A 25816-nucleotide genomic window follows, 5' to 3' on the forward strand; every position below is an offset into this window, starting at 1 on the left:
CCAGCCAGTGTTTTTCACTTCAAATCCGCCAGAAATCCGTTCGGTTCCTGCGGAATTTTCGAAATAATACACGCCCCCGAAGGGAGCGTTGTTTGAGACATGCTCTAAACGTTTCCTGATGCCGGAGCAACGGGCAGCGCCTCGATTATCACGAAGGCTTGAGCCAACGGAAAATCATCGGTGATCGTCAGGTGGATCACCGCGCGATGCCCCTCCGGCGTCATCGCCTGCAGCCGTTCGGCGGCACCTCCGGTCAGCGCCATCGTCGGCTTGCCGCCAGGCAGGTTCACGACGCCCATGTCCTTCCAGAAGACGCCGTTTGCAAGGCCGGTGCCGAGCGCTTTCGAACAGGCTTCCTTGGCCGCGAAGCGCTTGGCGTAGGATTCCGCCCGGTTCTTGCGGCCCTCGGATTTGCGGATCTCGATTTCGGTAAAACAGCGCTGGGTGAAGCGCTCGCCAAAGCGTTCGATGGAGCCGGCGATGCGGCGGATATCGATCAGGTCGCTGCCGATGCCGATGATCATAGAGGTTCGCCCGATGGCACGCGCAGCGCACGCCGCGCCTGCCGCCGCTCCTGGAAGAGGCGCGCGGCGATATAGGCGAGCGCATAGAACAGCACGGCATTAGCGAGCGCCAGCGGCAATGCGCCGACGATCATCGGCTTCAGGACGGGTGTCCAGAGTTCCGAGAGCTTCAGATGGCCGAGCATGTCGAGGATTTCGTGGCCGGACAGCGTCTGGTGGCTTGAGATGCCGAGCACCACCACGCCCACCTCATAGGTCGCAGCAAGGATGAAAGGAATGGTGATCGGATTGGCAAGCGCGGTCGCCAGAGCCGCGGCGATGAGATTGCCCGACAGCAGATAGGCGAGCGCCACCGCGAGAAGGATATGAACCCCGACAAACGGCGTAGCCGACGAGGCGGCCCCCGCTGCGACGCCCACGGCAATGCTATGCGGCGTCGAGGACAGCCGCAGCACCCGCAGCACCATATAGCGCACGCCTCGCGAAAAACCTTTTCGCGGCCAGAGGAAAGCACGGATCTTGCCGGCAAGGCCTGCCGGCTTTCTGCGACGGAACAACATGAGACGCTTGATAAACGAAGATTGCGGCGAGAGACAGTGCCGAACGCAACCGATAGCGGTCAAATCCGCGCGATCTGTTTTCGTCCGGCCAGCCCTGACGCCGCTTTCGCGCAGCAGCCATTCGCTGCCTGCATAGCTCATGGCCGCCCGATGGGCGGCCAGGGATGCTATCAGTAGCCGTGACGGAAAAGGCCGCGATCGATCTGGCGCTGACGATATTCGAGATCGATACGATCCATCGAGCCGTTCAGGTAGCTCTGTTCGCGCTCGGCGATAGTGGGAGCGCGCAGGGCGCTGGTGATCTTCTTCAGTTGCTTAAACATGGTAAACCTCTTTCTGTTTACCTCCCGAGCATGAAGATAGGCGAGGAAGCCCGCCTTCACCAGAGCCGGTTACTGCCGGCAGCCATGCGCAAAGCGCATGGCAAGCTCATATCGGTGGCACCCGATGCCTATTTATGAAGCAGATGCCGGGCAGGCGGGCGGAAACCCGCCGGCCCTCACTCGAAAAGACGCTTGACGGTGGAAACGCTCGGTAAATCGCGCAGCTGGCTCAGCAGATGGTTGAGCTGGCGCAGGTCCCAGACCTCGACATCGATCTGGAATTCGCTGAAGTCGGCTGCAACCCGACCCATGGTCAGGCCACGGATGTTGATATCGCTGGTGGCGATCGCCTGGGCGATTTCGGCAAGCGTGCCTGGCTCGTTCAGCGCATTGATCTGGATGCGGGCCATGAAGCGGGTGTTGTTGGCCTCGTCGAGGTCCCAGCGCACATCGATCCAGCGCTCCGATTCCTCATCGAACTTCTGCAGGCTCGGCGACTGGATCGGATAGATGGTGATGCCCTTGTCCCGGTCCATGATGCCGACGATACGGTCGCCGGGCACGGCGCCGGAAGCGCTGAAATGCACCTCGGCATCGCCGGAAAGGCCGCGGATCGGCAAAGCTTCCGGCCCGGATTCGAACATATCCTTCGGCCGCTCCGGCAGCTTGAAGACCATGCCGGCGGCGCTGCGCATATTGAACCAGCCCTCGTCCGTGTTCGGTTTGACCGTGACGCGCTCGTCCTGATGGTCGGGATAAACCGCGCGCAGGACATCGAGCGACGACAGCTCGCCACGGCCGACGGCGGCAATCGCGTCTTCGACTTCCTTCTGGCCGAGACGATGAAGCGCAGGCTTCAGGGCGTCACGCGAAAACGTCTTGCCGGCGCGCTCGAAGGTGCGCTCCAGAATGCGGTAGCCGAGGCCGGAATATTGCTTGCGGATCGCGGCGCGGGTCGCGCGGCGGATAGCGGCACGCGCCTTGCCGGTGACGACGATCTCTTCCCAGGCGGCCGGCGGCACCTGGATGCCGGAGCGGACGATCTCCACCTCGTCGCCATTCGAAAGCCGGGTGACCAGCGGCATGATGCGGCCGTTGATCTTGGCGCCGACGCAGGTATCGCCGATATTGGTGTGAACGGCGTAGGCGAAATCGATGGGGGTTGCGCCGCGCGGCAGCGCGATCAGCTGGCCTTTCGGGGTGAAACAGAAGACCTGATCCTGGAACAGTTCGAGCTTGGTGTGCTCGAGGAATTCTTCCGGGTTGTCGCCTTCCGCCAGCGATTCGATCGTGCGGCGAAGCCAGGAATAGGCGTTCGAGCCGGGCGACAGCTTGACGTCGCCATTCGCCTCCGCGCCGTCCTTGTAAAGCGTGTGGGCAGCGATACCGTATTCGGCGATCTCGTGCATGCGCCGGGTGCGGATCTGCAGCTCGATGCGCTGGCGAGAGGGGCCAACGATGGTGGTGTGGATCGACTGGTAGTCGTTCTGCTTCGGCGTCGAGATGTAATCCTTGAAGCGGCCCGGAACGACGCGCCAGCGGGTGTGCACGATGCCGAGCGCCCGATAACAGGCCGGAATATCGTCGACGATGATGCGGAAGCCCCAGACGTCCGAGAGCTGCTCGAACGATAGCGACTTCGACTGCATCTTCTTGAAGACCGAATAGGGCTTCTTCTGCCGGCCCTTGACGGTCGTTCCCGAAAGACCCTTGGCGTCGAGCAGTTCGCGAAGCTCGTCCTCGATCTTCTTGATCAGGCCTTCGTTGCGGGTGGAAAGTTCCTCCAGCCGCTTGGTGACCGTCTCGAAGGCTTCGGGATTGATGTGGCGGAAGGAGAGGTTTTCCAGCTCCTCGCGCATGTCCTGCATGCCCATGCGGCCGGCGAGCGGCGCATAGATTTCCATCGTCTCTTCGGAAATGCGCGCCCGCTTTTCCGCCGACATATGGTCGAGAGTGCGCATGTTGTGGAGGCGGTCGGCGAGCTTGACGAGCAGCACGCGCACATCGTCGGAAATGGCAAGCAGCAGCTTGCGCAGGTTTTCCGCCTGCTTGGCCTTCTTGGTGACGAGGTCGAGCTTCTTGATCTTGGTCAGCCCCTCGACGAGGGCGCCGATATCCTCGCCGAAAAGCTCGTCGATTTCGGCGCGGGTCGCCGTCGTATCCTCGATGGTATCGTGGAGAAGGGCGACCGCGATGGTCGACTCGTCGAGATGCATTTCCGTCAGGATCGCCGCCACTTCGAGCGGATGGGAAATATAGGGATCGCCGCTTGCCCGCTTCTGCTGGCCATGTTTCTGCATGGCGTAGACGTAGGCCTTGTTCAGAAGGGCCTCGTTGACATCGGGCTTGTATTTCTGCACGCGCTCAACGAGCTCGTATTGGCGCATCATTTCCTGAAGGGCTCCTGGGGAGGACGATGAAAAACAAACGGTGCGCCAATCATAGGAGTGGCGCACCGCTTTGCAAGGTCAACTGCTTGAAAACGCGAGAAATCGCGCGTGCCAGTCAAGCTTAGTAATCGTCGCTCTTTTCCGGCGGGACGAGGCCTTCGATGCCGGCCAGCAGTTCTTCTTCCGACATGCGGTCGAAGGTGACGACTTCCGGCTGGTCTTCGTCATCGGCCTGCTCGGCAAAGACGGCGGCAGCTTCGTTGGCGATGAGCGAGGCCGGATCGGGCTCGGGCTCGTCGACTTCGACATGCTTCTGCAGCGAGTGGATCAGGTCTTCCTTGAGGTCGCCCGGCGACAGGGTCTCGTCGGCGATTTCGCGAAGGGCCACGACCGGGTTCTTGTCGTTGTCGCGGTCGATGGTGATGGCGGCGCCCTGCGAGATCAGGCGGGCGCGATGGCTAGCCAGGAGCACGAGCTCGAAACGGTTATCAACTTTGTCGATGCAATCTTCAACGGTAACGCGGGCCATTGCCTGTCCTTTAATCTTGAGAGCGCGGCTGCGTTCGCCCGAAGGGAACTGCCTGCCGCACCGATTGGCAACATTGGAGCCCGCCGTCGGCGGACGGTACGCAAAGCTCCAATTTTCGGAAGTCGCTTGCCCGATACAATCAAAAGCCGGCAAATTCAAGTTTTTCCTGCGCAACTGCCGGAGATATCCGTCGTTACGCTCGGCCCGCACACCGCACACGGCCGGAAGATATCGAAAGAGGACGGCTAAATCTAGATTTCCCGGCACGCCCGCCTGGAGAGAAGCCGCTGATATCCTTTGACTTCTACGAGAATGATGATTGAATATCCTTGGAGGAGAACAGCCGGATTTCGAGGCCCAGCTGGAGGCATTGTGTTTTATGCTTCCAGGGAGTGGCTGCGGGGGAAAACTTACTAAAAATTGCCTCATTAGTCGCCATATTGAGAAAATCCTGCGAAAACTCGCACTTTCGCCATTCACCTCGTTGGTCTAAGTCGAGCACTCGAACCCGGTTTATGGACCCAAAAAATATCTTGATGTTGAGACGTTCTCTGCCTCGGCCGTCATTTTCATGCACGATCAGATTGAGTTAAGGACATTGAGACAACAAAAGGAATATTTGAATGTTCGATCCACGCGAGAAAATCGCGCTTTTTATCGATGGAGCAAATTTATACGCTGCATCGAAAAGCCTGGGTTTCGACATTGACTACCGCAAACTGCTCAAGGCCTTTCAAAAACGTGGATATCTGCTGCGCGCTTATTACTACACCGCGTTGATCGAAGACCAGGAATATTCGTCCATCCGCCCGCTGATCGACTGGCTGGACTATAACGGCTACAAGGTGGTGACGAAGCCGGCCAAGGAATTTACCGACTCTCTCGGCCGCCGCAAGATCAAGGGAAACATGGACATCGAGCTTGCCATCGACGCGATGGAGCAGGCCGAGACAGTCGATCATCTGGTGATCTTCTCCGGCGACGGCGACTTCACGACCCTCGTCGAGGCGCTGCAGCGCAAGGGCCGCAAGGTATCGGTTGTCTCGACCATGTCGACCCAGCCGCCCATGATCGCCGACGACCTGCGCCGCCAGGCCGACCACTTCATGGAATTGATGAGCCTGAAAGCCGAAATCGGCCGCGATCCCGCCGACCGCCCTGCACGCCAGACCGATCCGGTTACTCCGGCTAGCGACGGGGAATAATCCGCCGCTCCTCCCCTTCTCCCCAGCGGGGAGAAGGCAGCGCGTAGCGTCGTCGAGGTGGTCTATCCACGACCTCGCAATTTGCCGCCCCCTATCCGTCCTTCAGGAATTTTCCTCCCGCTGGGGCGAAGGCGGAAACGGCCGGCGATCAGTGCTCCTTGAGCAGCCGGCTTCGCTGCCGGTTCCAATCGCGCTCTTTTTCACTCTCGCGCTTATCGTGCAGTTTCTTGCCCTTGCCGAGCGCCAGCTCCATCTTTGCGCGGCCGCGATCGTTGAAGTAGATCTTCAAGGGAACGAGCGTCATGCCATCGCGATTGATGGCGCCGCGCAGTCGGTTGATCTCACGCTTCGAGAGCAGCAGCTTGCGCCGCCGGCGAGGCTCGTGGTTGAAGCGGTTGGCCTGCAGGTATTCGGGAAGATAGGCGTTGATCAGCCACATCTCCCCGCCCTCGTCCGAAGCATAGGATTCGGCGATATTGGCCTTGCCTTCGCGCAACGACTTGACCTCCGTGCCGGTCAGCACCAGACCGGCCTCGTAGGTATCGACGATCTCGTAGTTGAAGCGGGCCTTGCGGTTTTCCGCCACAACCTTGTTGACCACGCGCTGGCTGCCTTTGGGTGCCATCAGCCCGTCAATCCCGCATGAAGAAGCGCTGCGTCGAGTGCTGCTTCCGTCGCCGGCTCAAGTGTCGAGACCAGTGGCGAGCGCACGGTACGGCCCATGCCGCGCAACTTGTTCAGCGCATATTTCGTGCCGCACACGCCGGGCTCCATGAAGATCGCCTTGTGTAGCGGCATCAGCTTGTCCTGATAGGCGAGTGCCTTGCCATAATCACCGGCGAGGGTCGCCGCCTGGAATTCGGCGCAGAGACGCGGTGCGACGTTTGCCGTCACAGAGATGCAGCCGACGCCGCCATGGGCGTTGAAGCCAAGCGCGGTCGCATCTTCGCCGGAGAGCTGGTTGAACTCAGGGCCACAGGCCATGCGCTGCTCGGAGACGCGCTCGATCTTGCCGGTCGCATCCTTGACGCCCATGATCGACGGATAGGCCTTGTGCAGCGCCGCCATCGTTTCCACGCTCATATCGACGACCGAGCGGCCGGGAATATTGTAGACGACGATGGGCAGCTTCACGCTTTCGGCGATTGCCGCATAGTGGGCGAAAAGGCCTTTCTGCGTCGGCTTGTTGTAATAGGGCGTGACGACGAGGATAGCATCGGCGCCGGCCTTTTCGGCATGCTGCGCCAGCTCGATCGCTTCGGTCGTGTTGTTCGAACCCGCGCCGGCAATAACCGGCACGCGGCCGGCGGCCGTCTTGATGCAGAGCTCCACCACCCGTTTGTGCTCGGCATGGGAGAGTGTCGGCGATTCACCGGTGGTGCCGACCGGCACGAGGCCGTGGCTGCCTTCTGCGATCTGCCATTCCACATGGGCAACGAAGCTTTCCTCGTCGACGGCGCCAGCGGCCGTAAACGGGGTAACGAGAGCGGGTATGGACCCCTTGAACATCAACGACTCCTGACGGCGCCCAGGCTGCCAACCCACGCTTTGGCCGTATTTCATGGTTAGAAAACTGGCGCACCATAATCATGTGAGATGGCTGCGGCAAGCATCTATGCGGCATTCCGGTGTCGCAGGCACGTTTGGATCATTTTAAGTGGATGACGACCGGTGGCTGGCACGCAGGACGAGCGCCCTCCTCTGCAGGCCTGACAGTCAAATCCGGGGATATTTGTCGAATTGGAGGTTTATGGGTAACCTTTCATTAAGAATTGGGTCGCCAAATGAGAATAGATCGCGGGGCATCACGGGGCTCTTCATGCGCGCTTATAACCGGCTGACGGTTTCTTTGCTTTGCACTTCGCTCATACTTTTCACGGGTTCCGCGTCCGCCTTCGACGGCAACCCGCCGTTGCCGAAGGCGCGCCCGGATACCTCCACCAAAACAGATTTCGCACCCGCCCGCACCGACATTACCAGCTCGATTGCGGCCGCAACGGCCAATATCCCCGTCAGTTCGCCGCTGAAGGATGGGCTCGATGCGCTTTCAAACAAAAAGGCTGCCGATGCGATTGCTATTCGCGACGGCATGGCGAAGGGCTCCCTCGACCGTCATATTCTCACCTGGGCGATCGCGCTCTCCAACCAGAAGGGCGTGCCGTCCTATGAGATTGCGCAGGCCCAGCAGGAACTGAAGGGCTGGCCGGGGCTCGGGGCGCTGCGCGCCAATTCCGAGCGGGCGCTGGCGCGCGAAAATCCGCCGGCCGCCGATGTGCTGGTCGCTTTTGGCAGTAGCCAGCCGGAAACGCCCGAAGGCACCGTGGCCTTGGCACGCGCCGACATTGAGAGCGGCAACACGGCGGCGGCGGCCACGTTATTGCGTGGGCTCTGGAGCGCGGAGCGGCTGGACAAGGACATTGAAGACAAGATTCTTGCGGAATTTCCGACCCTGCTGACGACAGCGGATCATCGCCAGCGCATGGAAATGCTGCTCTATCGCGGAAAGCTGGATCAAGCCGCGCGCTTTAGCGATCTCGGCAAGGCGCAATCGCTTTATCGTGCGTGGATTGCCGTTGCCCGCAATGCCGCCAATGCCCCGGCGCTGGTCGCCGCGGTCGATTCGTCCTGGGCGAAGAGCCCGGCCTATCTCTTCATCCGTGTCGAACTGCTGCGCAAACAGGAGAAATATGAAGAGGCCGCGCAATTGCTGTTGAGTGCGCCGAATGAAGCGGCAGCACTCGTCAATCCCAGCGAATGGTGGATCGAGGAACGGATCGTCAGCCGGGGGCTGCTCGACAAGGGCGATTTCAAGGGCGCCTACCGCGTAGCGGCAAATCATTCGGCGCGCGATGCCAGCGATATCGTCGATGCTGAATTTCACGCCGGCTGGTATGCGCTGCGCGGCCTGAACGACGCCGAGACGGCGGCGAGCCATTTCCGCAAGATTCTCGCCGCTTCAAACCGACCGATCTCGGTTTCGCGCGCCAACTACTGGCTGGGCCGGGCCGCCGAAGCGGGCGCTGCGGGATCGGCGACCGAGTATTTTACCAAGGCCGCCAAATTCTCCGGTACTTTCTACGGGCAGCTCGCCGCCGCGCGCCTAGGCGGGACCTCGCTGAACGTCACCTATCCCTCTCCCACCGCAGCGGATCGCGCGACGTTTGAAAATCGCGAGGCGGTGCAGGCCATTGCGCGGCTGGAAGCCGCAGGCCATGGCTGGCGTGCCGACAAGCTTTATCGCGCGCTTGCCGAAGACCTCACCAGCCCTGGCGAACTGGCGATCCTTGCTACCCAAGCCGAAAAGACCCGTGGGCACCAGCTTTCCCTGCAGATCGGCAAACTGGCGTTTGGCCGGGGCATGGATGTGGCAGCACTTGCCTTTCCGCTCGGCGTCATTCCGGTGGGCGCCAATATTGCCGGTTCCGGCAAGGCGCTGGCCTACGCCATCGCCCGGCAGGAAAGCGCCTTCAACCCCGCGGCCATCTCGCCCGCGAATGCGCGCGGCCTGCTGCAAATCCTGCCCGGTACGGCAAAGGGCGTTGCCGGCCGTCATGGCCTTGCTTATTCGAAGGATCGCCTGACCACCGATGCGGGCTACAATGCGACGCTCGGCGCCCACTATCTCGGCGAGCAGATCGACAGTTTCGGCGGCTCCTATATCCTCACCTTCATCGCCTACAATGCCGGACCTCGGCGCATTCCCGAATGGCTGAACCGCTATGGCGACCCGCGCGGCAAGCCTATCGATGAAGTGGTCGACTGGATCGAGCGCATTCCTTTTGCCGAAACAAGGGGATACGTCCAGCGCGTCATGGAAAATTACCAAGTTTACAAAACCCGCCTGGGGCAGAAGGCCGATATCGTCAACGATTTGAGAATGGGGCGGAACGGCTGAGGGGTGGATTGCCCCGCTTTCCGGGCTGCGCTTCGCCAACGGCTTGACCTCGCCCGCTAAACCATATCCTCTTCTGCTTCATGAGCCGGTTTCTCCGCAACTTGCCCGCTTGTCGCAATTTCGGATGTACAGACCAATCTCTCTATCGACGCGGAGCAGCAGCTTGAACCCCACCTTCATTGAGCATTTCATTCCAGCGAATGACGGATTGATGCTTTATGCACGGGACTATGGCAGCGACAATCCGGCCACCGCGAACGCACCGCCGGTCGTCTGCCTCGCGGGGCTCAGCCGCAACAGTCGCGATTTTCATCCGCTTGCGGTTCACCTATCATCATCCACCCCTGTCCCTCGCCGAGTGATAGCAGTCGATTACCGCGGCCGCGGCCTCTCGGAGCGCGATCCCGACAGCAGCCGTTACCAACTCGCCGTCGAAGCAGCCGATCTCGTACATCTCTGCGCCAAGCTCGCGATCGGCAAGGCCGATTTCATCGGCACCTCCCGCGGCGGACTTGTCCTGCATTTGCTGGCGGCAAGCCATCCGACGCTTCTAAACCGCGTCGTCCTCAACGACATCGGCCCCGTCATCGAGCTTGCCGGGCTGCTTCATATCCGCGACTATCTCGCAAATCCCAAGCAGTTTTCCACATGGGGCGACGTCTCATCTTCCCTGAAGGCGGTGCATGGCCCTGCATTTCCCGCCCTCACGCAGGAAGATTGGGACGAGATGGCGCACGCGCTCTATCGCCAGCACGGCGATCATATCGTTGCGGATTACGATCCGGCTCTTGTAGATCCGTTGAAAGCGCTGACAATGGATACGCCTGTGGCGGATATCTGGCCGCTTTTCGAAGGATTGAAACCGTTTCCGCTGCTGGTCATCCGTGGAAAAAACTCGACAATCCTCTCCAGTGAGACCGCACAAGAGATGATAAACCGTCATCCGAATGCCGCGCTGTTTTCGGTGACCGGCCAAGGTCACGCTCCCATTCTCCATGTGGAGGGGGCGCGAGAAGCGATCGAAGGTTTTCTGGAAATGCGCGGCTGAAAGCGGCGCAACATTCAAAGCACGATATATGCGTGACCTACGAACGGTGCTGAACCATCGAGCCCATTGTCATGCGCGAATCGAATCGAACCGCACCTCACGTACTCTGCCTTCAAATGCAAAAAACCCGGCCTTTCGGCCGGGTTTTCCCTTCACTGACGAATGTCAGGTCAGATTAGAAGTCGCGCTGCAGGCGGACGAAACCAGAGATGGAGTCGTCGTCGATGTCAGCGTCGGTGTCGATCTTCTTGTAGTTGATCGTAGCGAGGGTACGCAGACCGTCGGTGATCTGGTAACCAGCCGTCAGACCAACCTTCCAAGCATCGTCATCGCCGAAGCCGTTCGTGCCGTCACGGAGGCTACCGAAGTACTGAGCAGCCGGGGTGATGGTGAACTTGTCGGTTGCCTTGAGTTCATACGAAGCAACGACCGACCACTCAGAGTCAGACCAGTAAGCGTTCGGGTCCGTGGCGTAAATGCCAGCGATGCCGAAGGTGCCCGGGCCAACTGCAGCCGTCAGACGAGCCTTGAAAGCAGCTTCTTCAACGTCGAAGTCGTAGGAAGCGATCAAGAGAGCGTCAACGCCACCGAAGGTGCCACGGACGAGGCCCGAGATACCAACGTCATCGTTGTGACCGAAGCCCTGATCTGCCGAGTAAACCGAACCAACGTCTGCATCGAGATCTTCAACCGAAGCACCAACCTGGAACGAACCAGCGTCATAGGTGTACTGGATGGAGTTGAAGAGGTTGCCACCGGTTTCGTCGGTTTCGCCTGCGAGACCGAAGTCGTCCCACCAGTTGTAGAAGTAACCGATCTTGAAGCCAGCGATTTCGATCCAAGCGCCGTCGAGGATTACGTCGCCACCGCTACCAACATCCCAGGTGTGACCGCTGTCAGCCTGAAGGTTGATGTAGCTGGAGAGGGTGCCGAACTCGGTGTCGTTCTTGGCAGCAAACGTCAGGTATGCGCGGGTGTAGGTACCCCAATCGTCGTCATCTGCACGCGAGTCGTTGTACTCGATCTGGGTACGAACGTAACCGCTGATGCTCAGGCAGGTTTCGGTGCCCGGGATGTAGAAGTAGCCGGTGCCGAAAGCGTCGCAAACGCGAACGTATTCCATGGGCTCCGGCTCGGCAGCGACGATAGCGTCTGCAGCGTGTGCGCCGGATACTGCTGCGAGAGCCGCAGCGGAGCCGAGAAGAAGGCTCTTGATGTTCATTTCTGACCTCCAGTCAAAAGTTTCAAACGGGTCTGGGTATTTTGCTGAAGGACAGCGTTCCCTGCCCCATCCCCAACATTCAGAAAGTCGGACGATCAACCGCCCTCGCTTCCGAAGTTGAAAATACAAGACCGCGCCGCTGGTGCAATCACCATCTTGCCTGTTCACCCCGTTTACCCCCCCCTTCCCATGGGCCTGTTGCTGAAACGACACAAAATCGCCTCATGCCAGGGCAAGTTCTTAACAAGGTATTAAGAAAATCCTTTATCCACTAGGGGTTAGCGATAGCTCGGAGATCATTTTCCGTCCCGGAACGAGGCAGAAACACGGCAAAAGCAGGTCCTCCAAGGCGATTCCCGACCTCGCCAATCACATCCTTGAACGATGGGACAGCATGCCCGGCGACCGGGAATCGCAGAATCGCCCGTTGGAACGCGGGGGAGATTCGCGGGAATCACAGTTCGAACTGACGAGGTGCGGTCGGCGCGGCGACCACCTTATATATATGGCACCGTATGGCCGCCGTTCACGCGTCCTGTAAAAGTCGATGCGAACCGGCGATACGCCGTGCCTTCCCGCGGTGACGCGATGCGACACCACGCGGCGCACTATCTTGTCGTTTGCTTGTCAGGAAGCCCGCTCTATAATGGCGCATGAACACGCGAATCCATTCTCCGTCCGCCCTCCCCCTCGCAACGCCTGACGCCTTCGAGCCGCAAACCTTCGACGATGCCGCCGCCGCGGTCGATGCGCTGACGGCGCTTTACGACCGCAACACCGCCTTTCTGGTCGATGCCTTCACCGAACTTGGCCGAACCGGCCGGGCCACGGCGCGCTACCGGGCCTGCTATCCGCAGGTCAGCATCGAGACCAGCAGCTTCAGCCGGGTCGATTCGCGGCTTTCCTATGGCTATGTCAGTGCACCGGGGGTCTATACGACGACGGTCACGCGGCCGAAGCTTTTCCGGCATTATCTCAAGGAGCAGCTCGGGCTCCTGATCCGCAACCATGGAATCGGCGTGACGATTTCAGAATCATCTACACCGATCCCGCTGCACTTTGCTTTCGGGGAAGGCGCCTATGTCGAGGCTTCGCTGGCGGAAAACATCGATATTCCGTTGCGCGACCTGTTCGATGCACCGGATCTGACGACGACGGATGACGAGATCGCCAATGGTTCGTATGAGCCTGGCCCCGGCGAGCCCTCGCCGCTTGGACCTTTCACGGCGCAGCGCATCGATTATTCGCTTGCCCGTCTCAGCCACTATACCGCAACTAGCGCCACGCATTTCCAGAACTTCGTGCTGTTCACGAACTACCAATTCTATATCGACGAGTTCTGCGGCTGGGCCCGCAAGCTGATGGCGGAGGGTGGCAACGGCTATACGGCCTTCGTCGAGCCGGGCAATATCATTACCCATGCCGGTTCGGACAAGCCGGAGCAGGATCTGGCGCTCGCCCGCCTGCCGCAGATGCCGGCCTATCACCTGAAAAAGAAGGGGCACGGCGGCATCACCGTGATCAATATCGGCGTCGGCCCCTCGAATGCCAAGACGATCACCGATCATGTCGCGGTTTTGCGCCCGCATGCCTGGCTGATGCTCGGCCACTGCGCCGGCCTGCGCAACAGCCAGATGCTTGGTGACTATGTATTGGCCCACGCCTATGTGCGGGAAGATCACGTTCTCGATGACGATCTGCCCGTCTGGGTGCCGATTCCCGCGCTCGCGGAAGTTCAGGTGGCGCTGCAGGATGCAGTTGCCGAGGTCACGGGCTACGAGGGCTACGATCTCAAGCGAATCATGCGCACCGGCACCGTCGCGACCATCGACAACCGAAACTGGGAACTGCGTGATCAGCGCGGGCCGGTGAAGCGTTTGTCGCAATCGCGCGCCATCGCACTCGACATGGAATCAGCGACGATCGCCGCGAACGGGTTCCGCTTCCGCGTACCCTATGGAACCTTGCTCTGTGTTTCCGACAAGCCGCTCCACGGCGAACTGAAGCTGCCGGGCATGGCGACGGCGTTTTACAAGACGCAAGTCAGCCAGCATTTGCAGATCGGCATTCTCGCCCTGCAGAAGCTGGCCGCGATGCCGGTCGAGACGCTGCATTCGCGCAAGCTGCGCAGCTTTTTCGAGACGGCCTTCCAGTAAGGCCGCTCTCACGTCGAAGGGCGTCGCCGAGGAGAAAGCACGAGCGACAGGAGCGTGCCGGCCACCGCCGAGACGATGATCATCAGATGCGCATTGACGCTGGCGCTGCCGAGCAGCTCCAGTGCGCTTTTGTCTGTTGCGGCTCCGAAGGAGATGGCACCGGCAGTGATCCCCGCCGGATATGTGCCGACGCCGCCTGGTGCGTGGACTGGCAGGACGGAAGAGAGTTCTCCGCCCAACGCACCGCCGAAACAGGCGCCGAGCGGTGTTACGCCAATCGCGAACAGGACCCAGGCGAGCACGGCGACCTTTGTCGACCAGTTGAGCACGGTCATCAGCCAAGCCCGAATAAAGGCGATGGCACTTGCCGGCAGGCCCGATTCGATCTCGTGCAGAAGTCCCTCAAGGCGGGTGGGCAGCCGCTTCCCGATCATCGCCAGAAAGTGGCCTTTCAGAAGGAACAGCAGCAGCGGGGACGCGAGGAACGCCGCCCACAGCAGCCAATCGACCGGATGGTTCGCCCGTTCGATGACGATCCCGACGCCGGCTGCAGCGAACAGAGCATGCAGATCAAGCAACCGCATCAGAAGCAGCGCCGAGGCGCTGCGCGTCAAGGGGACCGCGAATTCTGAGCGCATCAGGATCGGAAAGCTGGTCTCGCCCGCCCGGAAAGGAAGCATGATGTTCAGAAGGTTGTGAACCTGCGTCACCCGCAAGAGGCGCAGGAAATGGCCGTGCGTTTCACCGGGAAAATAATCGTATATCCGGTAGCAGCGGATGAAATACGTCGCGACCAGCAGCGCGAGCGCCGAGACCACGGGCGCGGCGCCGATAGCCGCCCACTGGCGGAAAAGTGCCGGCCAGCCCCATATCCACTCGACGAAAACGGCATAAGCGAATACAGCCGCAAGCGAAATGATTGTCATCCGGTGTCGAACGAACCAGCCGCCGCCGTTGATGTCCGTCTCTGCATTCATATAATTGCGATATCCCCACCGGATGTTACGGGTACGCCTGTTATCATGAGAATGCGGGTCGGAGAACCGTCGCCCTCACGGAGGTTTGGAAGTTTGGATCACCTGCTGCAGAACGATACACCGGCCATCGAGACCGAAAGCGTCGAGCTTTCCGTGGTCGTGCCGATCTATAACGAGGAAGAAAGCGTCGGTCCGCTGATTACGCGCATCCGCGAAGCGCTCGAACATTTCGACAAGAGCTGGGAGCTGATCCTCATCGATGACGGCAGCACCGATGCGACGCTTCTCAATGCCCGCAAGGCGCTCGGTGATCCTGCCCTTCGCCTGAAAATCGTCGAACTGCAGCGCAATTTCGGCCAGACGGCCGCCATGCAGGCCGGTATCGACACCGCCGTCGGGCGACTGATCGCGACGCTGGACGGCGACTTGCAGAACGATCCCAAGGACATCCCCGCGATGGTCAAGGCCATCGAGGAGCGCGAACTCGACCTGCTGGTCGGCTGGCGCAAGAACCGGCAGGACGGGCTGCTGCTGCGAAAAATTCCCTCCTGGTGCGCCAATTACCTGATCGGCAAGATCACCAGCGTCAAGCTGCACGATTACGGCTGCAGCCTGAAGGTCTATCAGGCCTCGATCATCAAGCAGGTCAAGCTGATGGGCGAAATGCACCGGTTCATCCCCGCCTGGGTGGCGGGCGTCGTGCCAAGCAGCCGCATCGGCGAAATGCCGGTCACCCACCATGCCCGCCAGCACGGTACCTCGAAATATGGCATCTCGCGCACCTTCCGGGTGATTCTCGATCTGCTGTCGGTGCTGTTTTTCATGCGCTACAAGGCGCGGCCGGGGCATTTCTTCGGCTCCATGGGCCTCGCGGCCGGGGCGATCAGCGTGTTGATCCTGTTCTATCTCGCCGTCAGCAAGTTCCTTTTCGGCAACGACATCGGGGGAAGACCGATGCTGATCGTCGGGGTCATGATGTTCCTGTCGTCCGTGCAACTGATCACCACCGGCATTCTCGCGGAAATGATGGCGCGCCTCTATTCCGGTGAGAACGACACCCCGCCCTACATCATCCGCAAGACCTTCGAGCGCAGCACGGATGCCTAGTTTCAGCGCGGACGGCATCACGGGGCGGCGGATTCGCGGGGGATATGAACGATGATGACGCAGCTTGCGCGGCGGCCGATGGCGGTGTTTCTGCTGATCGGCGGCTATTTTCTGCTGAATGTGATCGTGCGGCTGCTTCTGCCGCATTCGCTTGAACTCGATGAAGCCGAGCAGGTTTTTCTGTCGCAATGGCTGGCATTCGGCTATGGGCCGCAGCCGCCGTTCTACAACTGGTTCCAGCAGGTTTTCTTCGCGCTGTTCGGCACTTCGGTCGTGACCTTGAGCATCGCCAAAAACCTGATGCTGTTTCTCAGCTACCTGTTTTATGGGCTGACGGCCTTCCGGCTGCTTTCCGACAAGCGGCTTGCCGTCGTCGCCGTGCTCGGGCTGATCACCATTCCGCAGATATCGTTCGAGGCGCAGCGCGATCTTGCCCATACGGTCGCCGTCATTTTCTCGACGAGCCTTTTTTTCTATGCGCTGGTCTGCACCATCCAGCGTCCGACAGCGATTCGCTATGCACTGACGGGGCTTGCGATCGGGCTTGGCGTGATCAGCAAATATAATTTCGTGCTGGTGCCGGTCGGCGCGCTCGTGGCGATGGTCAGCGATCCCGCGCTTCGCCGCCATGTCTTCGACCGGCGACTCGTGCTGACGATCGTTGTTGCGGCAGTGGTAATCCTGCCGCATGCGCTCTGGGTTCTCGACCATCTGGAAAGCGCGACCGAGAGCACGCTCGACAAGCTGGGGGAAGACGAGATCGGCAGCGGCTTTGCGCAGATTGCCGATGGCGGGGCCTCGCTCATTCTCGCGGTGCTCGGATTTTCGGCGGTCACGACGGCGATCTTCCTTGCTTTGTTCGGTAAGCGCATGACGGCGGCGCTGAAGGCCGGCACCGTCTGGACGCGGCTGATCGAGCGTACCGTGCTTTTTTGTCTAGCGGCTATCGTGCTGATGATCGTGTTCGGGGGAGCCGAGCATATCAAGGACCGGTGGCTGACGCCGATCCTGCTGCCGCTGCCGCTCTATCTCTGCCTCAAGGCGGAAGCCGGCGGGCTGCAGGCGAACCGCGCCTTTCGCGGCATGGTCACCATTGCGCTCGTGGTGATGATCGCCATTCCCGCCGCGCTTTACGGGCGCGTGGCGTTGGCGCCGCTGACCGGCGTCTACAAGAAGCTGAACGTGCCCTTTTCGGCGTTGATGACGACGCTGACTGCACAGGCCCTGCCTTCGCTGATCATTGCCGAAGACGATCATCTGGCCGGCAATCTGCGCTTCCAGCAGCAATCCGTTCCCGTTCAGTCGGCCACCCATTCCGGTTTTACGCCTGAAATCAGCTGGACGACCGGCCGGCCGGGCCTGCTGATCTGGCGGGTGCTTGAGGAGGAGGATGCACAGGTGCCGGCAGACCTCGCCGCTGCTGCGCAGAGGCGATTCGGCATTCTTCTGCAGGAGATCGAGGCGAAGACGATCACGATTCCCTATGCGACCGTCGCCATCGTGCCCGGCTCCAGCAGCGATCAGTACCGATTCGGCTACGCTTGGATTTATCCGAAGGCAAGCGGCTGAGGTCAGGCGGCGTCGGCCCCGACCAGAAGCTTGAGTTCACCGGGATGAATGCGCAGGGCGACATCGCGGCCGAGCGGCTTCAGCTCGCCGTCGATGACGCAGTTGCTGCGGCCTTGCGATTTCGGAAAATGGAGATCGACGGCCTGACCGCTGGTTTCGGTGATGATGGCGCTGTCGCGGAATTTGCCGCGCAGGATGTCCACGGCGAGCTTTGCGACGCCCGCCGGCTTCAGCGGCGGCGCCGTGTAGAAGCCGAGATGGCCGCCGGTGACGCTGTCGGCATACATCAGCGTATCGCGCCCGAAATGATTGTTGGAGACGGAAATGGCGGAAATTCGCCGCCGCTCCTCCTTGCCGTCGATGTGGATCTCCACTTCGAATTCCGGCGGATTGAGGATAACGCCGAGGGCGGCACGGGTGCTGGCCATGATCTTTCCAGTGCGGGAGCCAAAGCTGTAGCTATCGCGCAAGCGGACCATACGGGCATGAAGTCCGGTTGAAAACTGATGGACGAAGGCGTGGCCATCGGCACTGCCGATATCGGCTTCGATGATACGCCCGTTCGCCAGCACGTCGAGCACCTTCCAGATGTCGAGCGGCAGCTTCAGGCTGCGGGCAAAGAGGTTCATCGTGCCGGCTGGCACGATGCCGAGCGGCATGCCGTTTTTCCAAGCGACGGCGGCGGCCGCCGAAATCGTGCCGTCCCCACCGCCGGCGATGATCGCGTCGAGGTCGTCGCGGCGTGCGGCCTTCTCGAGGACATCGTTCATCTCGCCACCGGAAACGGCAGCGATTTCAATCTCATGGCCGGCGGCGTGAAAGACCTCTTCGACCTTCGCGCCATAGGCATCCATGTCGGTCGTCCGGAAGGTGCCGCCGTCGCGGTTGAAAACCGCCTTTATCTTCATGTCGCATGCCCTCGTTGCTGCAACACGGGATATGGGGTCTCGACTTCGGATTTCAGCGGCCAGCGAAAAATATCAGGCAGCAGTCTTCATCGGGATGTTTTCGTCACCCCAGCGTTTCATCGCCATGATCACCGGTTCGAGGCTGCGTCCGCGCGCCGTCAGGCAGTAATCCACCCGCGGCGGCACCACGGCAAAGACCGTGCGCTCGACGAGCGCCATCGCTTTCGAGTTCGCGCAACTGCTTGGTGAGCATGCGCTGGGTGACATTCTGCAGGCGGCGGCGCAGTTCGTTGAAGCGCATGGTGCCGTCGAGCAGGTGATAGAGGATCACGCCCTTCCACTTTCCGTCGATCAGGCTCAGCACGCCTTCCACCGGACAGCCCGGCGAACAATCCAGATTTTCGTGGCGGGTGCGGGGCATTACAGTATCCTTTTGTGTACTACGTACAGTTTATGTGCATTCTTGCACTTGAGATACATAATCCGCATGTAGTCTCCGTTCAATTCGAAAGGAGCCGCCGATGCGTGCCGTCGCCTACAAGAACCCGCAACCCATTTCCGCCGAAACCTCGCTTCTCGATGTCGAACTGCCCGAGCCCGTTGCCGAGGGCCGTGACCTGCTCGTCGAGATCAAGGCTGTTTCGGTCAATCCCGTCGACGTCAAGGTGCGCGCCAGCGCCAAGCCGGAAGCAGACCAGTTGAAGGTGCTCGGCTGGGATGCCGCCGGCATCGTCAAGGCCGTGGGACCGAAGGTGAAACTGTTCAAGCCCGGCGATGCCGTCTTCTATGCCGGCGCGATCGACCGGCCCGGCTCGAATGCCGAATTCCAGCTGGTTGACGAGCGAATCGTCGGGCCGAAGCCGGAGAGCCTGGATTTTGCCGCCGCTGCCGCCTTGCCGCTCACGGCGCTGACGGCTTGGGAAACCTTGTTCGACCGGTTGAAGGTCGAGGACCCGGCACGCGGCAAGGCTGCCTCACTCCTGATCATCGGCGGTGCGGGCGGCGTCGGTTCCATCGCCATCCAGCTCGCCCGCGCGCTGACGAACCTGACGGTGATCGCCACAGCCTCTCGCCCCGAAACCCGCGACTGGGCCTTCAAGCTCGGCGCCCATCATGTCATCGATCATTCCAAGCCGTTGTCGCAGGAGATCGATGCGTTGGCGCTCGGCGCTCCGGCATTCGTGTTTTCCACCACCAACACGGAGCGGCATCTGGAAGACATCATCAAGCTGATCGCGCCGCAGGGGCGGTTTGCGCTGATCGACGATCCGAAAACGCTGGATGTCGTGCCGTTCAAGCGCAAGGCGGTTTCGACCCACTGGGAGTTGATGTTCACCCGTTCCCTGTTCAAGACCGACGACATGGAAGAGCAGCACCGCATCCTGAGCGAGGTTTCCCGGCTCGTCGATGCCGGCAAGATCAAATCGACACTGACGGACGTGCTCGGCCCGATCAACGCCACGACGCTGAAGAAGGCCCATGCGCTGATCGAAACCGGCAAGACCAAGGGCAAACTGGTGCTGGCGGGCTTCTGAGACCGCCGTAGGCCGATGTTCCCGCGGGAACTCGGACGGCGTCCTCCGCCCGCTAAACATGGCTTCGACGCGGCGCACCGAAACGCCATCCTCCCAGGACGGTGAGGCCGCGTTGCCCCGGTAACCGGACCCGGCTTTCTCCTCGCCGGTCCGGTTGCGGGGCGGCCCCCATCAGCGGAGAAACGACATGCCCTCTTTCCTTCAATCCTTTACCGGCAGCAGCGCCTTCGGCTATTTCGCACGCGCCCTGCTCACCTACATCTTCTGGGCCAGCGGCCTTGCCAAGCTCATCGATTTCAATGCCGGGGTCGCCGAGATGGCGCATTTCGGGCTGGAGCCGGCGCCGCTCTTCAACATCGCCGTCATCGTCACCCAGCTTGGCGGCTCGGCGCTGGTCATCGCCAATCGCTGGACCTGGCTCGGCGCCGGCGCGCTTGCCGTCTTCACCGCGCTGACGATCCCGATCGCCCATACATTCTGGCTAATGGACGAGCCGATCAAGACGCTGGAATTCTATTTCGTGATGGAGCACATCACGGTCATCGGCGCCCTGATGGTCGTGACGTGGAAATCCGCGACCGAGCCCAAGGCGACAGCGAAGACTGCGCCCGCCCTCGCCCGCTCCTGATAAGAATCCGCCTCACACTCCTTCGTCATCCTCGGCCTTGTCCCGAGCATGACGGAGCGGGAGCTGAGGCGTCTTTTTTTGCTTAACCGTGGATGATCTCGCGGTGGCGCTGCAACCGCTTGCCATAGGCCTGGCTGACCCGGTCGAAGATGATGGCGATGCCGACGATGGCGAGGCCGTTGAAGATGCCGAGGGTGAAATACTGGTTGGCGATCGCCTTCAGCACCGGCTGGCCAAGGCCCTGAACGCCGATCATCGAGGCGATGACCACCATGGCGAGCGCCATCATGATCGTCTGGTTGATACCGGCCATGATCGTGGGCAGCGCAAGCGGCATCTGCACGTTCTTCAGCTTCTGCCAGCTCGAGGAGCCGAAGGCGTCGGCGGCTTCCAGCACATCCTTGTCGACGAGGCGGATACCGAGATTGGTCAGGCGGATCATCGGCGGAATAGCGTAGATGACGACGGCGATCAGCCCCGGCACCTTGCCGATACCGAGCAGCATGACCACCGGGATGAGATAGACGAAGCTCGGCATCGTCTGCATGACGTCGAGGACCGGATTGATCGCATTCTGCAACCGGTCGGAGCGGGACATGAAGATGCCGATCGGAATGCCGATCGCGATCGACAGCACCGTACAGACGAAGATCATCGACACGGTCTTCATCGTGTCGTCCCACATATCGAAATAGCCGATGGCGAGCAGTGTCACGATGCAGCCGGCGACGATCTTCCAGTTGCGGGTGGCAAACCAGGCGACCGTGGCGATCAGCACAAGGATGATCGGCCAGGGCGTGCGCGTCATGAAGCGCTCGGACTGGATGAGGAAGAACTGCAGCGGCTCGAAAAGACTTTCGATGGCGTCGCCATAGGCGCGGGTAAAAGCCCGGAAACCCTCGTCGATCACCTTTTTCAGGTTGCGTAGCGAATCGTCGTTCATATGCGGAAATTTGGTGAGCCAATCCATGCCGGTCCCCTTTTCGTCTTATGCGGTGGCATCCGCCCTTTCCTGGGGGCGACTGCCGTAGAAAGGCCGGCGCGCCTTTTCGGCGCGCCGTCCCGTTCCTGTCCAGTCGATCAGAGAGCAGCCTTGATCTTTTCGGCAGCTTCCGGCGAAACCCAGGGGGTCCAGAGGGTTTCGTTTTCCTTCAGGAAGTGCTTGGCGCCATCGTCGCCGCTCGCCTGGTTGTCGGTCATCCAGGCCATCAGGCCGTTGACCGTGTCGTTGGTCCAGGCGCGCTTGTTGAGATAGCCCATGACATCGGCGCCGGCACGGTCGGCAAAGCCCTTGGTGACGAGCGTCTGGACCTTGTCTTTCGGCCAGTCGTTCTTCTTGGGGTCGGGGCATTCGGCAACGGTGTTGCAGCGCTTCCATTCGGCGGCATCGGCCGGAACGCCGTGTTCGAGCTTCACCATGGCATATTTGCCGAGCAGTGCGGTCGGCGCCCAATAGTAGCCGACCCAGCCTTCCTTGCGCTCATAGGCCTTGGCGATCGAGCCGTCGAGGCCGGCGGCCGAGCCGGTGTCGATCAGGTTGAAGCCGGCGGCTTCACCACCATAGGCCTTGTAAAGCTGCGAGGTGACGACCGTGCCGCCCCAGCCCTGCGGGCCGTTGAAGACCGCGCCCTTGCTCTTGTCTTCCGGGTCCGGGAAGAGTTCCGGGTGCTTCAGGGCGTCGTCGATCGTCTTGATGTCCGGATGGGCGTCGGCGACGTATTTCGGAATCCACCAGCCCTGGACGGCACCATCGGAAAGCGCGACGGCCGCACCGATGAGCTTGCCTTCGGTGATGCCGCGGTTGACGACGTCCGGCAGCAGATCGACCCAACCTTCCGGCGCGACATCCGGCTCGCCCTTCTCGATCATCGAGGTGATGGTCGGCACGGTATCGCCGACGATGATATCGGCGTTGCAGCCATAACCTTCGGTGAGAATGAACTTGTCGAGGCTCGCCAGAACCTCGGCGCTCTGCCAGTTCATGCTGGCAATGGTGACCTCGCCGCAATCGGCGGAAGCGGCACCGGCAAATGCCATGAGGCCGAGGGCGAGACTGGTGGTCGCAAGGAGATGTTTCATGTCAGTTCCCTTTTCTGCAGGCTGATGCTCCGGGACCGCCGTGTAGTGGCGCATGCGGCCCCTCCGGGCAGGCAGTTTCCCTCCACCTGTCTCCGTCTTCTAGAATTTTGCACCTATGGCATCGTATGGCGCTCGATTTGCGCCTGCAACCTCCTCACTTGCGCCATGAAGGGCGGAAAATGACAAAAATGCCGCCTGCGCGGTGCCCTTCAGAGGACGCCCATATTCGAACGCAGGGAGAGGGTCCGGCCTGCATGACGACGACCCGGCCGCCCCCAGCAGGCCCGAAACGGTTCCTGACGATCGATTACGATGCGAAAATGACGGAAATCATGGTTAAAGCCTGGTTAAACCGGCCGTTGCACGTCATTTTCCGGGCTATTGGGGGGGAGACGTTCAGTTTCCTGTCAGGCGCAGGCGCGAAAGCTCTTACGGTGCAAACAGGAACCCATGTGATGCGCAAGCTCCTTCAATGCCTCGGCGGTTCCGCCGTTCTTTCGGGCATCGCACTCGGTGTCTATCTCGTTGCGATCCAGATGACCGGCAATTTCGCCGCCGTCGTGCCAGGCGAGGTCTACCGTTCCAACCAGCCCAACGCCACCGAGATTGCCGACTACACGGCGCGGTACGGGATCAAGTCGATCATCAATCTGCGGGGCAAGGAGGAAAAAGCGCACTGGTACAAGCAGGAGATCACCGAGGCGAAGACGCTCGGCCTCACCCATATCGATTTCGGGATGTCCGCCAGCCGGGAACTGACGCTTGAGGAGGCACAGCAACTCACCGCCATTCTCCGCGACGTGCCGAAACCCGTGCTTATTCACTGCCGCTCCGGCGCCGATCGTACCGGCCTCGCCTCGGTCATCTATCTCAACCGCATCGCCCATGTCGATGAAGCCACGGCGGAGCGGCAGCTCTCCATCCGCTTCGGCCATTTCGGCGTGCCGTTCTTCTCGCCCACCTATGCGATGGACGAGACATGGGAGCGGATCGAAGACGAGCCGAGCATCACCGGCAGCGGCCTTTCGGCTGCAACCCTGGAAGAGGCCGGGCCTTTCGCCAAGCCTGATCGCGATTACATCTTCGGATAGACCGGTCCTTCGCCACGCTCTTCCTGCGGGAGTCCGCGCGGTCCAGCCTCCCCGAACTTTACATGTTCGGATAGACCGGCCCTTCGCCCCCTTGTGGCGGCACCCAGTTGATGTTCTGGTTCGGGTCCTTGATGTCGCAGGTCTTGCAGTGGACGCAGTTCTGGGCGTTGATGACGAAAACGTCCTTGCCGTCCTTCTCCACCCATTCGTAGACGCCGGCCGGACAGTAGCGCGTCGAGGGACCGGCGAAGACGTCGTGCTCGGAGCGCTTCTGCAGGTCCATGTCCTTGACCTTGAGGTGGACCGGCTGGTCTTCCTCATGGTTGGTGTTCGACAGGAAGACGGACGACAGGCGGTCGAAGGTGAGCACGCCATCCGGCTTCGGATAGTCGATCTTCTTGTGCTGCGAGGCCGGTTCCAGCGAGGCGGCGTCGGTCTTTCCGTGCTTCAGCGTTCCGAAGAAGGAGAAGCCGAAGAGCTGGTTGGTCCACATATCGAGACCGCCGAGGCCGACGCCGATGGCCGTGCCGAACTTCGACCACAGCGGCTTGACGTTGCGGACCCGCTTCAGGTCCTTGCCGATATCGCTGCTGCGCCAGTCGTTTTCGATCTCGATCACTTCGTCATTGGCGCGGCCGGCTTCGATGGCGACGGCGATGCGATCGGCCGCCAGCATGCCCGATAGCACGGCATTGTGGCTGCCCTTGATGCGCGGCACGTTGACGAAGCCTGCGGAGCAGCCAATCAGCGCGCCGCCGGGGAACGATAGTTTCGGCACCGACTGGTAGCCGCCCTCGGTGATGGCGCGGGCGCCGTAGGAGATGCGCTTGCCGCCTTCGAAGGTACCGCGAATGGCAGGATGCGTCTTGAAGCGCTGGAACTCTTCGAACGGGTAGAGATAGGGGTTCTTGTAGTTGAGGTGGACGACGAAGCCGACGGCGACGAGGTTGTCTTCCAGATGATAGAGGAACGAACCGCCGCCGGTCTTCATGCCGAGCGGCCAGCCGAAGGAATGCTGCACGAGACCCTGTTTGTGGTTCTCAGGCTTCACCTGCCAGAGTTCCTTGATGCCGATACCGAATTTCTGGGGCTCGCGATCCTTGGAAAGCTCGTATCTGGCGATCAGCTGCTTGGCGATCGAGCCGCGCACGCCTTCGCCGATCAGGGTGTACTTGCCGAGCAGCGCCATGCCGCGGGCATAGTTCGGGCCGGGCTCGCCGTTCTTCTCGATGCCCATGTCGCCGGTGGCGACGCCGATGACGGCGCCTTGGTCATTATACAGCACTTCGGCTGCGGCAAAGCCGGGATAGATCTCGACACCCAGCTCTTCCGCCTTGGTGGCGAGCCAGCGACAGACATTGCCGAGCGAGACGATGTAGTTGCCGTGGTTGTTCATCAGCGGCGGCATGGCGAAATTCGGCAGGCGGATCGAGCCGGCAGGGCCGAGCAGCAGGAACTGGTCGTCCTTCACCTCGGTCTTGAACGGATGGTCGGCGTCTTCGCGCCAGTCGGGCAGCAGGCGGTCGATTCCGATCGGATCGACGACGGCGCCGGAGAGGATATGGGCGCCGACTTCGGCCCCCTTTTCGAGCACGACGACGGAAAGCTCCGGATTGACCTGCTTCAGCCGGATCGCGGCAGACAACCCCGCAGGCCCGGCGCCGACGATCACGACGTCGAATTCCATGCTTTCGCGTTCGGGAAGCTCAAGCGCCTCGGTCATATCGTCGTCTCCAGTCGGTATCGCCGGACTTGGCCGGTCTGTTCCCATTCCACCCGTCATGGCAAATAGATTTCGGCTTGTCGAGCCGGGATGCGACCTGCACCACCAGCATTTGCGCATGACATCATGCAGTTCAGGCCAGTCGTATATAACTTTCACGTAAACGTCAAAAATTACAGACCGACTTTGCCTTGCTTTTGGCGCAACCCTGTGCGACGAGCCCACCTCATTCGCGCGCAAGCGCATCGCGGCTCGCCCGCGAGTTCCCAAACATTTCTCATTGCCAGGGCAGCAAGACCATCGCGTTTCGCGGTGCGACCGCGCGCCGGGCAACGCCGTCCAGGAGA

Annotated in this window: 22 protein-coding genes and 1 pseudogene; 9 read left to right on the forward strand and 14 right to left on the reverse strand. The window is 60.9% G+C overall.

Going from position 1 to position 25816, the window contains the following annotated elements; genetic code table 11:
* Window positions 1-104: 104 nt before the first annotated feature.
* From acpS to rpoZ, 5 genes are all read right to left on the reverse strand, one after another.
* The gene (gene acpS, locus ASC86_RS01260; RefSeq protein WP_056315081.1) at window positions 105-524 is read right to left on the reverse strand and encodes a holo-ACP synthase; all 420 of its coding nucleotides are present in this window, start codon (window positions 522-524) and stop codon (window positions 105-107) included.
* Window positions 521-1084, reverse strand: coding sequence for a DUF2062 domain-containing protein (locus tag ASC86_RS01265; protein WP_056318079.1), 564 nt, complete (start codon window positions 1082-1084; stop codon window positions 521-523). The genes acpS and ASC86_RS01265 overlap by 4 nt, the downstream gene beginning before the upstream one ends.
* A 170-nt stretch (window positions 1085-1254) precedes the next feature.
* On the reverse strand, window positions 1255-1407 hold the full coding sequence (locus ASC86_RS24895; RefSeq protein WP_082509828.1) for a DUF3563 family protein: 153 nt from the start codon (window positions 1405-1407) through the stop codon (window positions 1255-1257).
* A 176-nt stretch (window positions 1408-1583) separates the two neighbouring features.
* Window positions 1584-3797: a bifunctional (p)ppGpp synthetase/guanosine-3',5'-bis(diphosphate) 3'-pyrophosphohydrolase gene (locus tag ASC86_RS01270; RefSeq protein ID WP_056315082.1), complete on the reverse strand. Its 2214-nt coding sequence runs from the start codon at window positions 3795-3797 to the stop codon at window positions 1584-1586.
* A gap of 121 nt (window positions 3798-3918) precedes the next feature.
* The gene (gene rpoZ, locus ASC86_RS01275; protein WP_056315084.1) at window positions 3919-4326 is read right to left on the reverse strand and encodes a DNA-directed RNA polymerase subunit omega; all 408 of its coding nucleotides are present in this window, start codon (window positions 4324-4326) and stop codon (window positions 3919-3921) included.
* 623 nt (window positions 4327-4949) lie between these two features.
* Here rpoZ and ASC86_RS01280 point away from each other — a divergent pair.
* Window positions 4950-5531 carry an NYN domain-containing protein gene (locus tag ASC86_RS01280; protein WP_056315086.1) on the forward strand — a complete coding sequence of 194 codons (582 nt, stop codon included), beginning with the start codon at window positions 4950-4952 and terminating at the stop codon, window positions 5529-5531.
* A gap of 148 nt (window positions 5532-5679) precedes the next feature.
* Here ASC86_RS01280 and smpB read toward each other — a convergent pair whose 3' ends face one another.
* Both smpB and dapA read right to left on the reverse strand, forming a co-directional pair.
* Window positions 5680-6156 carry an SsrA-binding protein SmpB gene (gene smpB, locus ASC86_RS01285; RefSeq protein WP_056315089.1) on the reverse strand — a complete coding sequence of 159 codons (477 nt, stop codon included), beginning with the start codon at window positions 6154-6156 and terminating at the stop codon, window positions 5680-5682.
* Complete coding sequence (gene dapA / locus ASC86_RS01290) at window positions 6156-7040, reverse strand: 4-hydroxy-tetrahydrodipicolinate synthase (protein WP_056315091.1); 885 nt, start codon at window positions 7038-7040, stop codon at window positions 6156-6158. Before dapA ends, smpB begins: the two co-directional genes overlap by 1 nt.
* Before the next feature lie 310 nt (window positions 7041-7350).
* Between dapA and ASC86_RS01295 the strand changes: the two genes are divergently transcribed.
* Complete coding sequence (locus ASC86_RS01295) at window positions 7351-9426, forward strand: lytic transglycosylase domain-containing protein (protein ID WP_056315093.1); 2076 nt, start codon at window positions 7351-7353, stop codon at window positions 9424-9426.
* Window positions 9427-9637: 211 nt separating this feature from the next.
* Window positions 9638-10474, forward strand: coding sequence for an alpha/beta hydrolase (locus tag ASC86_RS01300; RefSeq protein WP_244477535.1), 837 nt, complete (start codon window positions 9638-9640; stop codon window positions 10472-10474).
* Between the two features lie 175 nt (window positions 10475-10649).
* Here the strand turns inward: ASC86_RS01300 and ASC86_RS01305 are convergent, their stop codons facing one another.
* The gene (locus tag ASC86_RS01305) at window positions 10650-11696 is read right to left on the reverse strand and encodes a porin (protein WP_056315096.1); all 1047 of its coding nucleotides are present in this window, start codon (window positions 11694-11696) and stop codon (window positions 10650-10652) included.
* A gap of 653 nt (window positions 11697-12349) precedes the next feature.
* Here ASC86_RS01305 and ASC86_RS01310 point away from each other — a divergent pair.
* Window positions 12350-13852, forward strand: a complete 1503-nt coding sequence (locus ASC86_RS01310; RefSeq protein WP_056315099.1) for an AMP nucleosidase — start codon at window positions 12350-12352, stop codon at window positions 13850-13852.
* Between the two features lie 8 nt (window positions 13853-13860).
* On the opposite strand, the gene ASC86_RS01315 is transcribed toward ASC86_RS01310, so the two are convergent.
* A complete protein-coding gene (locus ASC86_RS01315; RefSeq protein WP_056315100.1) occupies window positions 13861-14829 on the reverse strand; it encodes a lysylphosphatidylglycerol synthase domain-containing protein in 969 nt (322 codons plus the stop codon).
* A gap of 93 nt (window positions 14830-14922) precedes the next feature.
* On the opposite strand from ASC86_RS01315, the gene ASC86_RS01320 reads away from it, so the two are divergent.
* Together ASC86_RS01320 and ASC86_RS01325 are read left to right on the forward strand one after the other, a co-directional pair.
* On the forward strand, window positions 14923-15936 hold the full coding sequence (locus tag ASC86_RS01320; RefSeq protein ID WP_056315102.1) for a glycosyltransferase family 2 protein: 1014 nt from the start codon (window positions 14923-14925) through the stop codon (window positions 15934-15936).
* 51 nt (window positions 15937-15987) lie between these two features.
* The gene (locus ASC86_RS01325) at window positions 15988-17505 is read left to right on the forward strand and encodes a glycosyltransferase family 39 protein (RefSeq protein WP_056315104.1); all 1518 of its coding nucleotides are present in this window, start codon (window positions 15988-15990) and stop codon (window positions 17503-17505) included.
* Window positions 17506-17507: 2 nt separating this feature from the next.
* Here the strand turns inward: ASC86_RS01325 and ASC86_RS01330 are convergent, their stop codons facing one another.
* Both ASC86_RS01330 and ASC86_RS01335 read right to left on the reverse strand, forming a co-directional pair.
* Window positions 17508-18413 (reverse strand): diacylglycerol kinase family protein, encoded by a 906-nt coding sequence (locus ASC86_RS01330; RefSeq protein WP_056315106.1) that lies wholly within the window; start codon window positions 18411-18413, stop codon window positions 17508-17510.
* Between the two features lie 72 nt (window positions 18414-18485).
* Window positions 18486-18834 (reverse strand): annotated as a pseudogene (locus ASC86_RS01335) (helix-turn-helix domain-containing protein).
* A 100-nt stretch (window positions 18835-18934) separates the two neighbouring features.
* Here ASC86_RS01335 and ASC86_RS01340 point away from each other — a divergent pair.
* Both ASC86_RS01340 and ASC86_RS01345 read left to right on the forward strand, forming a co-directional pair.
* Window positions 18935-19948, forward strand: a complete 1014-nt coding sequence (locus ASC86_RS01340) for a zinc-binding alcohol dehydrogenase family protein (RefSeq protein ID WP_056315108.1) — start codon at window positions 18935-18937, stop codon at window positions 19946-19948.
* 187 nt (window positions 19949-20135) lie between these two features.
* Window positions 20136-20576 carry a DoxX family protein gene (locus ASC86_RS01345; protein ID WP_056315110.1) on the forward strand — a complete coding sequence of 147 codons (441 nt, stop codon included), beginning with the start codon at window positions 20136-20138 and terminating at the stop codon, window positions 20574-20576.
* Window positions 20577-20658: 82 nt separating this feature from the next.
* On the opposite strand, the gene ASC86_RS01350 is transcribed toward ASC86_RS01345, so the two are convergent.
* Entirely contained in the window at window positions 20659-21546 is an 888-nt protein-coding gene (locus ASC86_RS01350; protein ID WP_056315112.1) for a proline/glycine betaine ABC transporter permease, read from the reverse strand.
* 110 nt (window positions 21547-21656) lie between these two features.
* Window positions 21657-22655: an ABC transporter substrate-binding protein gene (locus ASC86_RS01355; protein ID WP_056318081.1), complete on the reverse strand. Its 999-nt coding sequence runs from the start codon at window positions 22653-22655 to the stop codon at window positions 21657-21659.
* Window positions 22656-23110: 455 nt separating this feature from the next.
* On the opposite strand from ASC86_RS01355, the gene ASC86_RS01360 reads away from it, so the two are divergent.
* Window positions 23111-23746, forward strand: a complete 636-nt coding sequence (locus ASC86_RS01360; RefSeq protein ID WP_056315113.1) for a dual specificity protein phosphatase family protein — start codon at window positions 23111-23113, stop codon at window positions 23744-23746.
* Between the two features lie 58 nt (window positions 23747-23804).
* Here the strand turns inward: ASC86_RS01360 and ASC86_RS01365 are convergent, their stop codons facing one another.
* Window positions 23805-25469 carry an electron transfer flavoprotein-ubiquinone oxidoreductase gene (locus ASC86_RS01365; RefSeq protein ID WP_056315115.1) on the reverse strand — a complete coding sequence of 555 codons (1665 nt, stop codon included), beginning with the start codon at window positions 25467-25469 and terminating at the stop codon, window positions 23805-23807.
* Window positions 25470-25816 lie beyond the last annotated feature (347 nt).

The organism is Rhizobium sp. Root1212, assembly GCF_001424985.1.
Lineage (GTDB): Bacteria > Pseudomonadota > Alphaproteobacteria > Rhizobiales > Rhizobiaceae > Pararhizobium.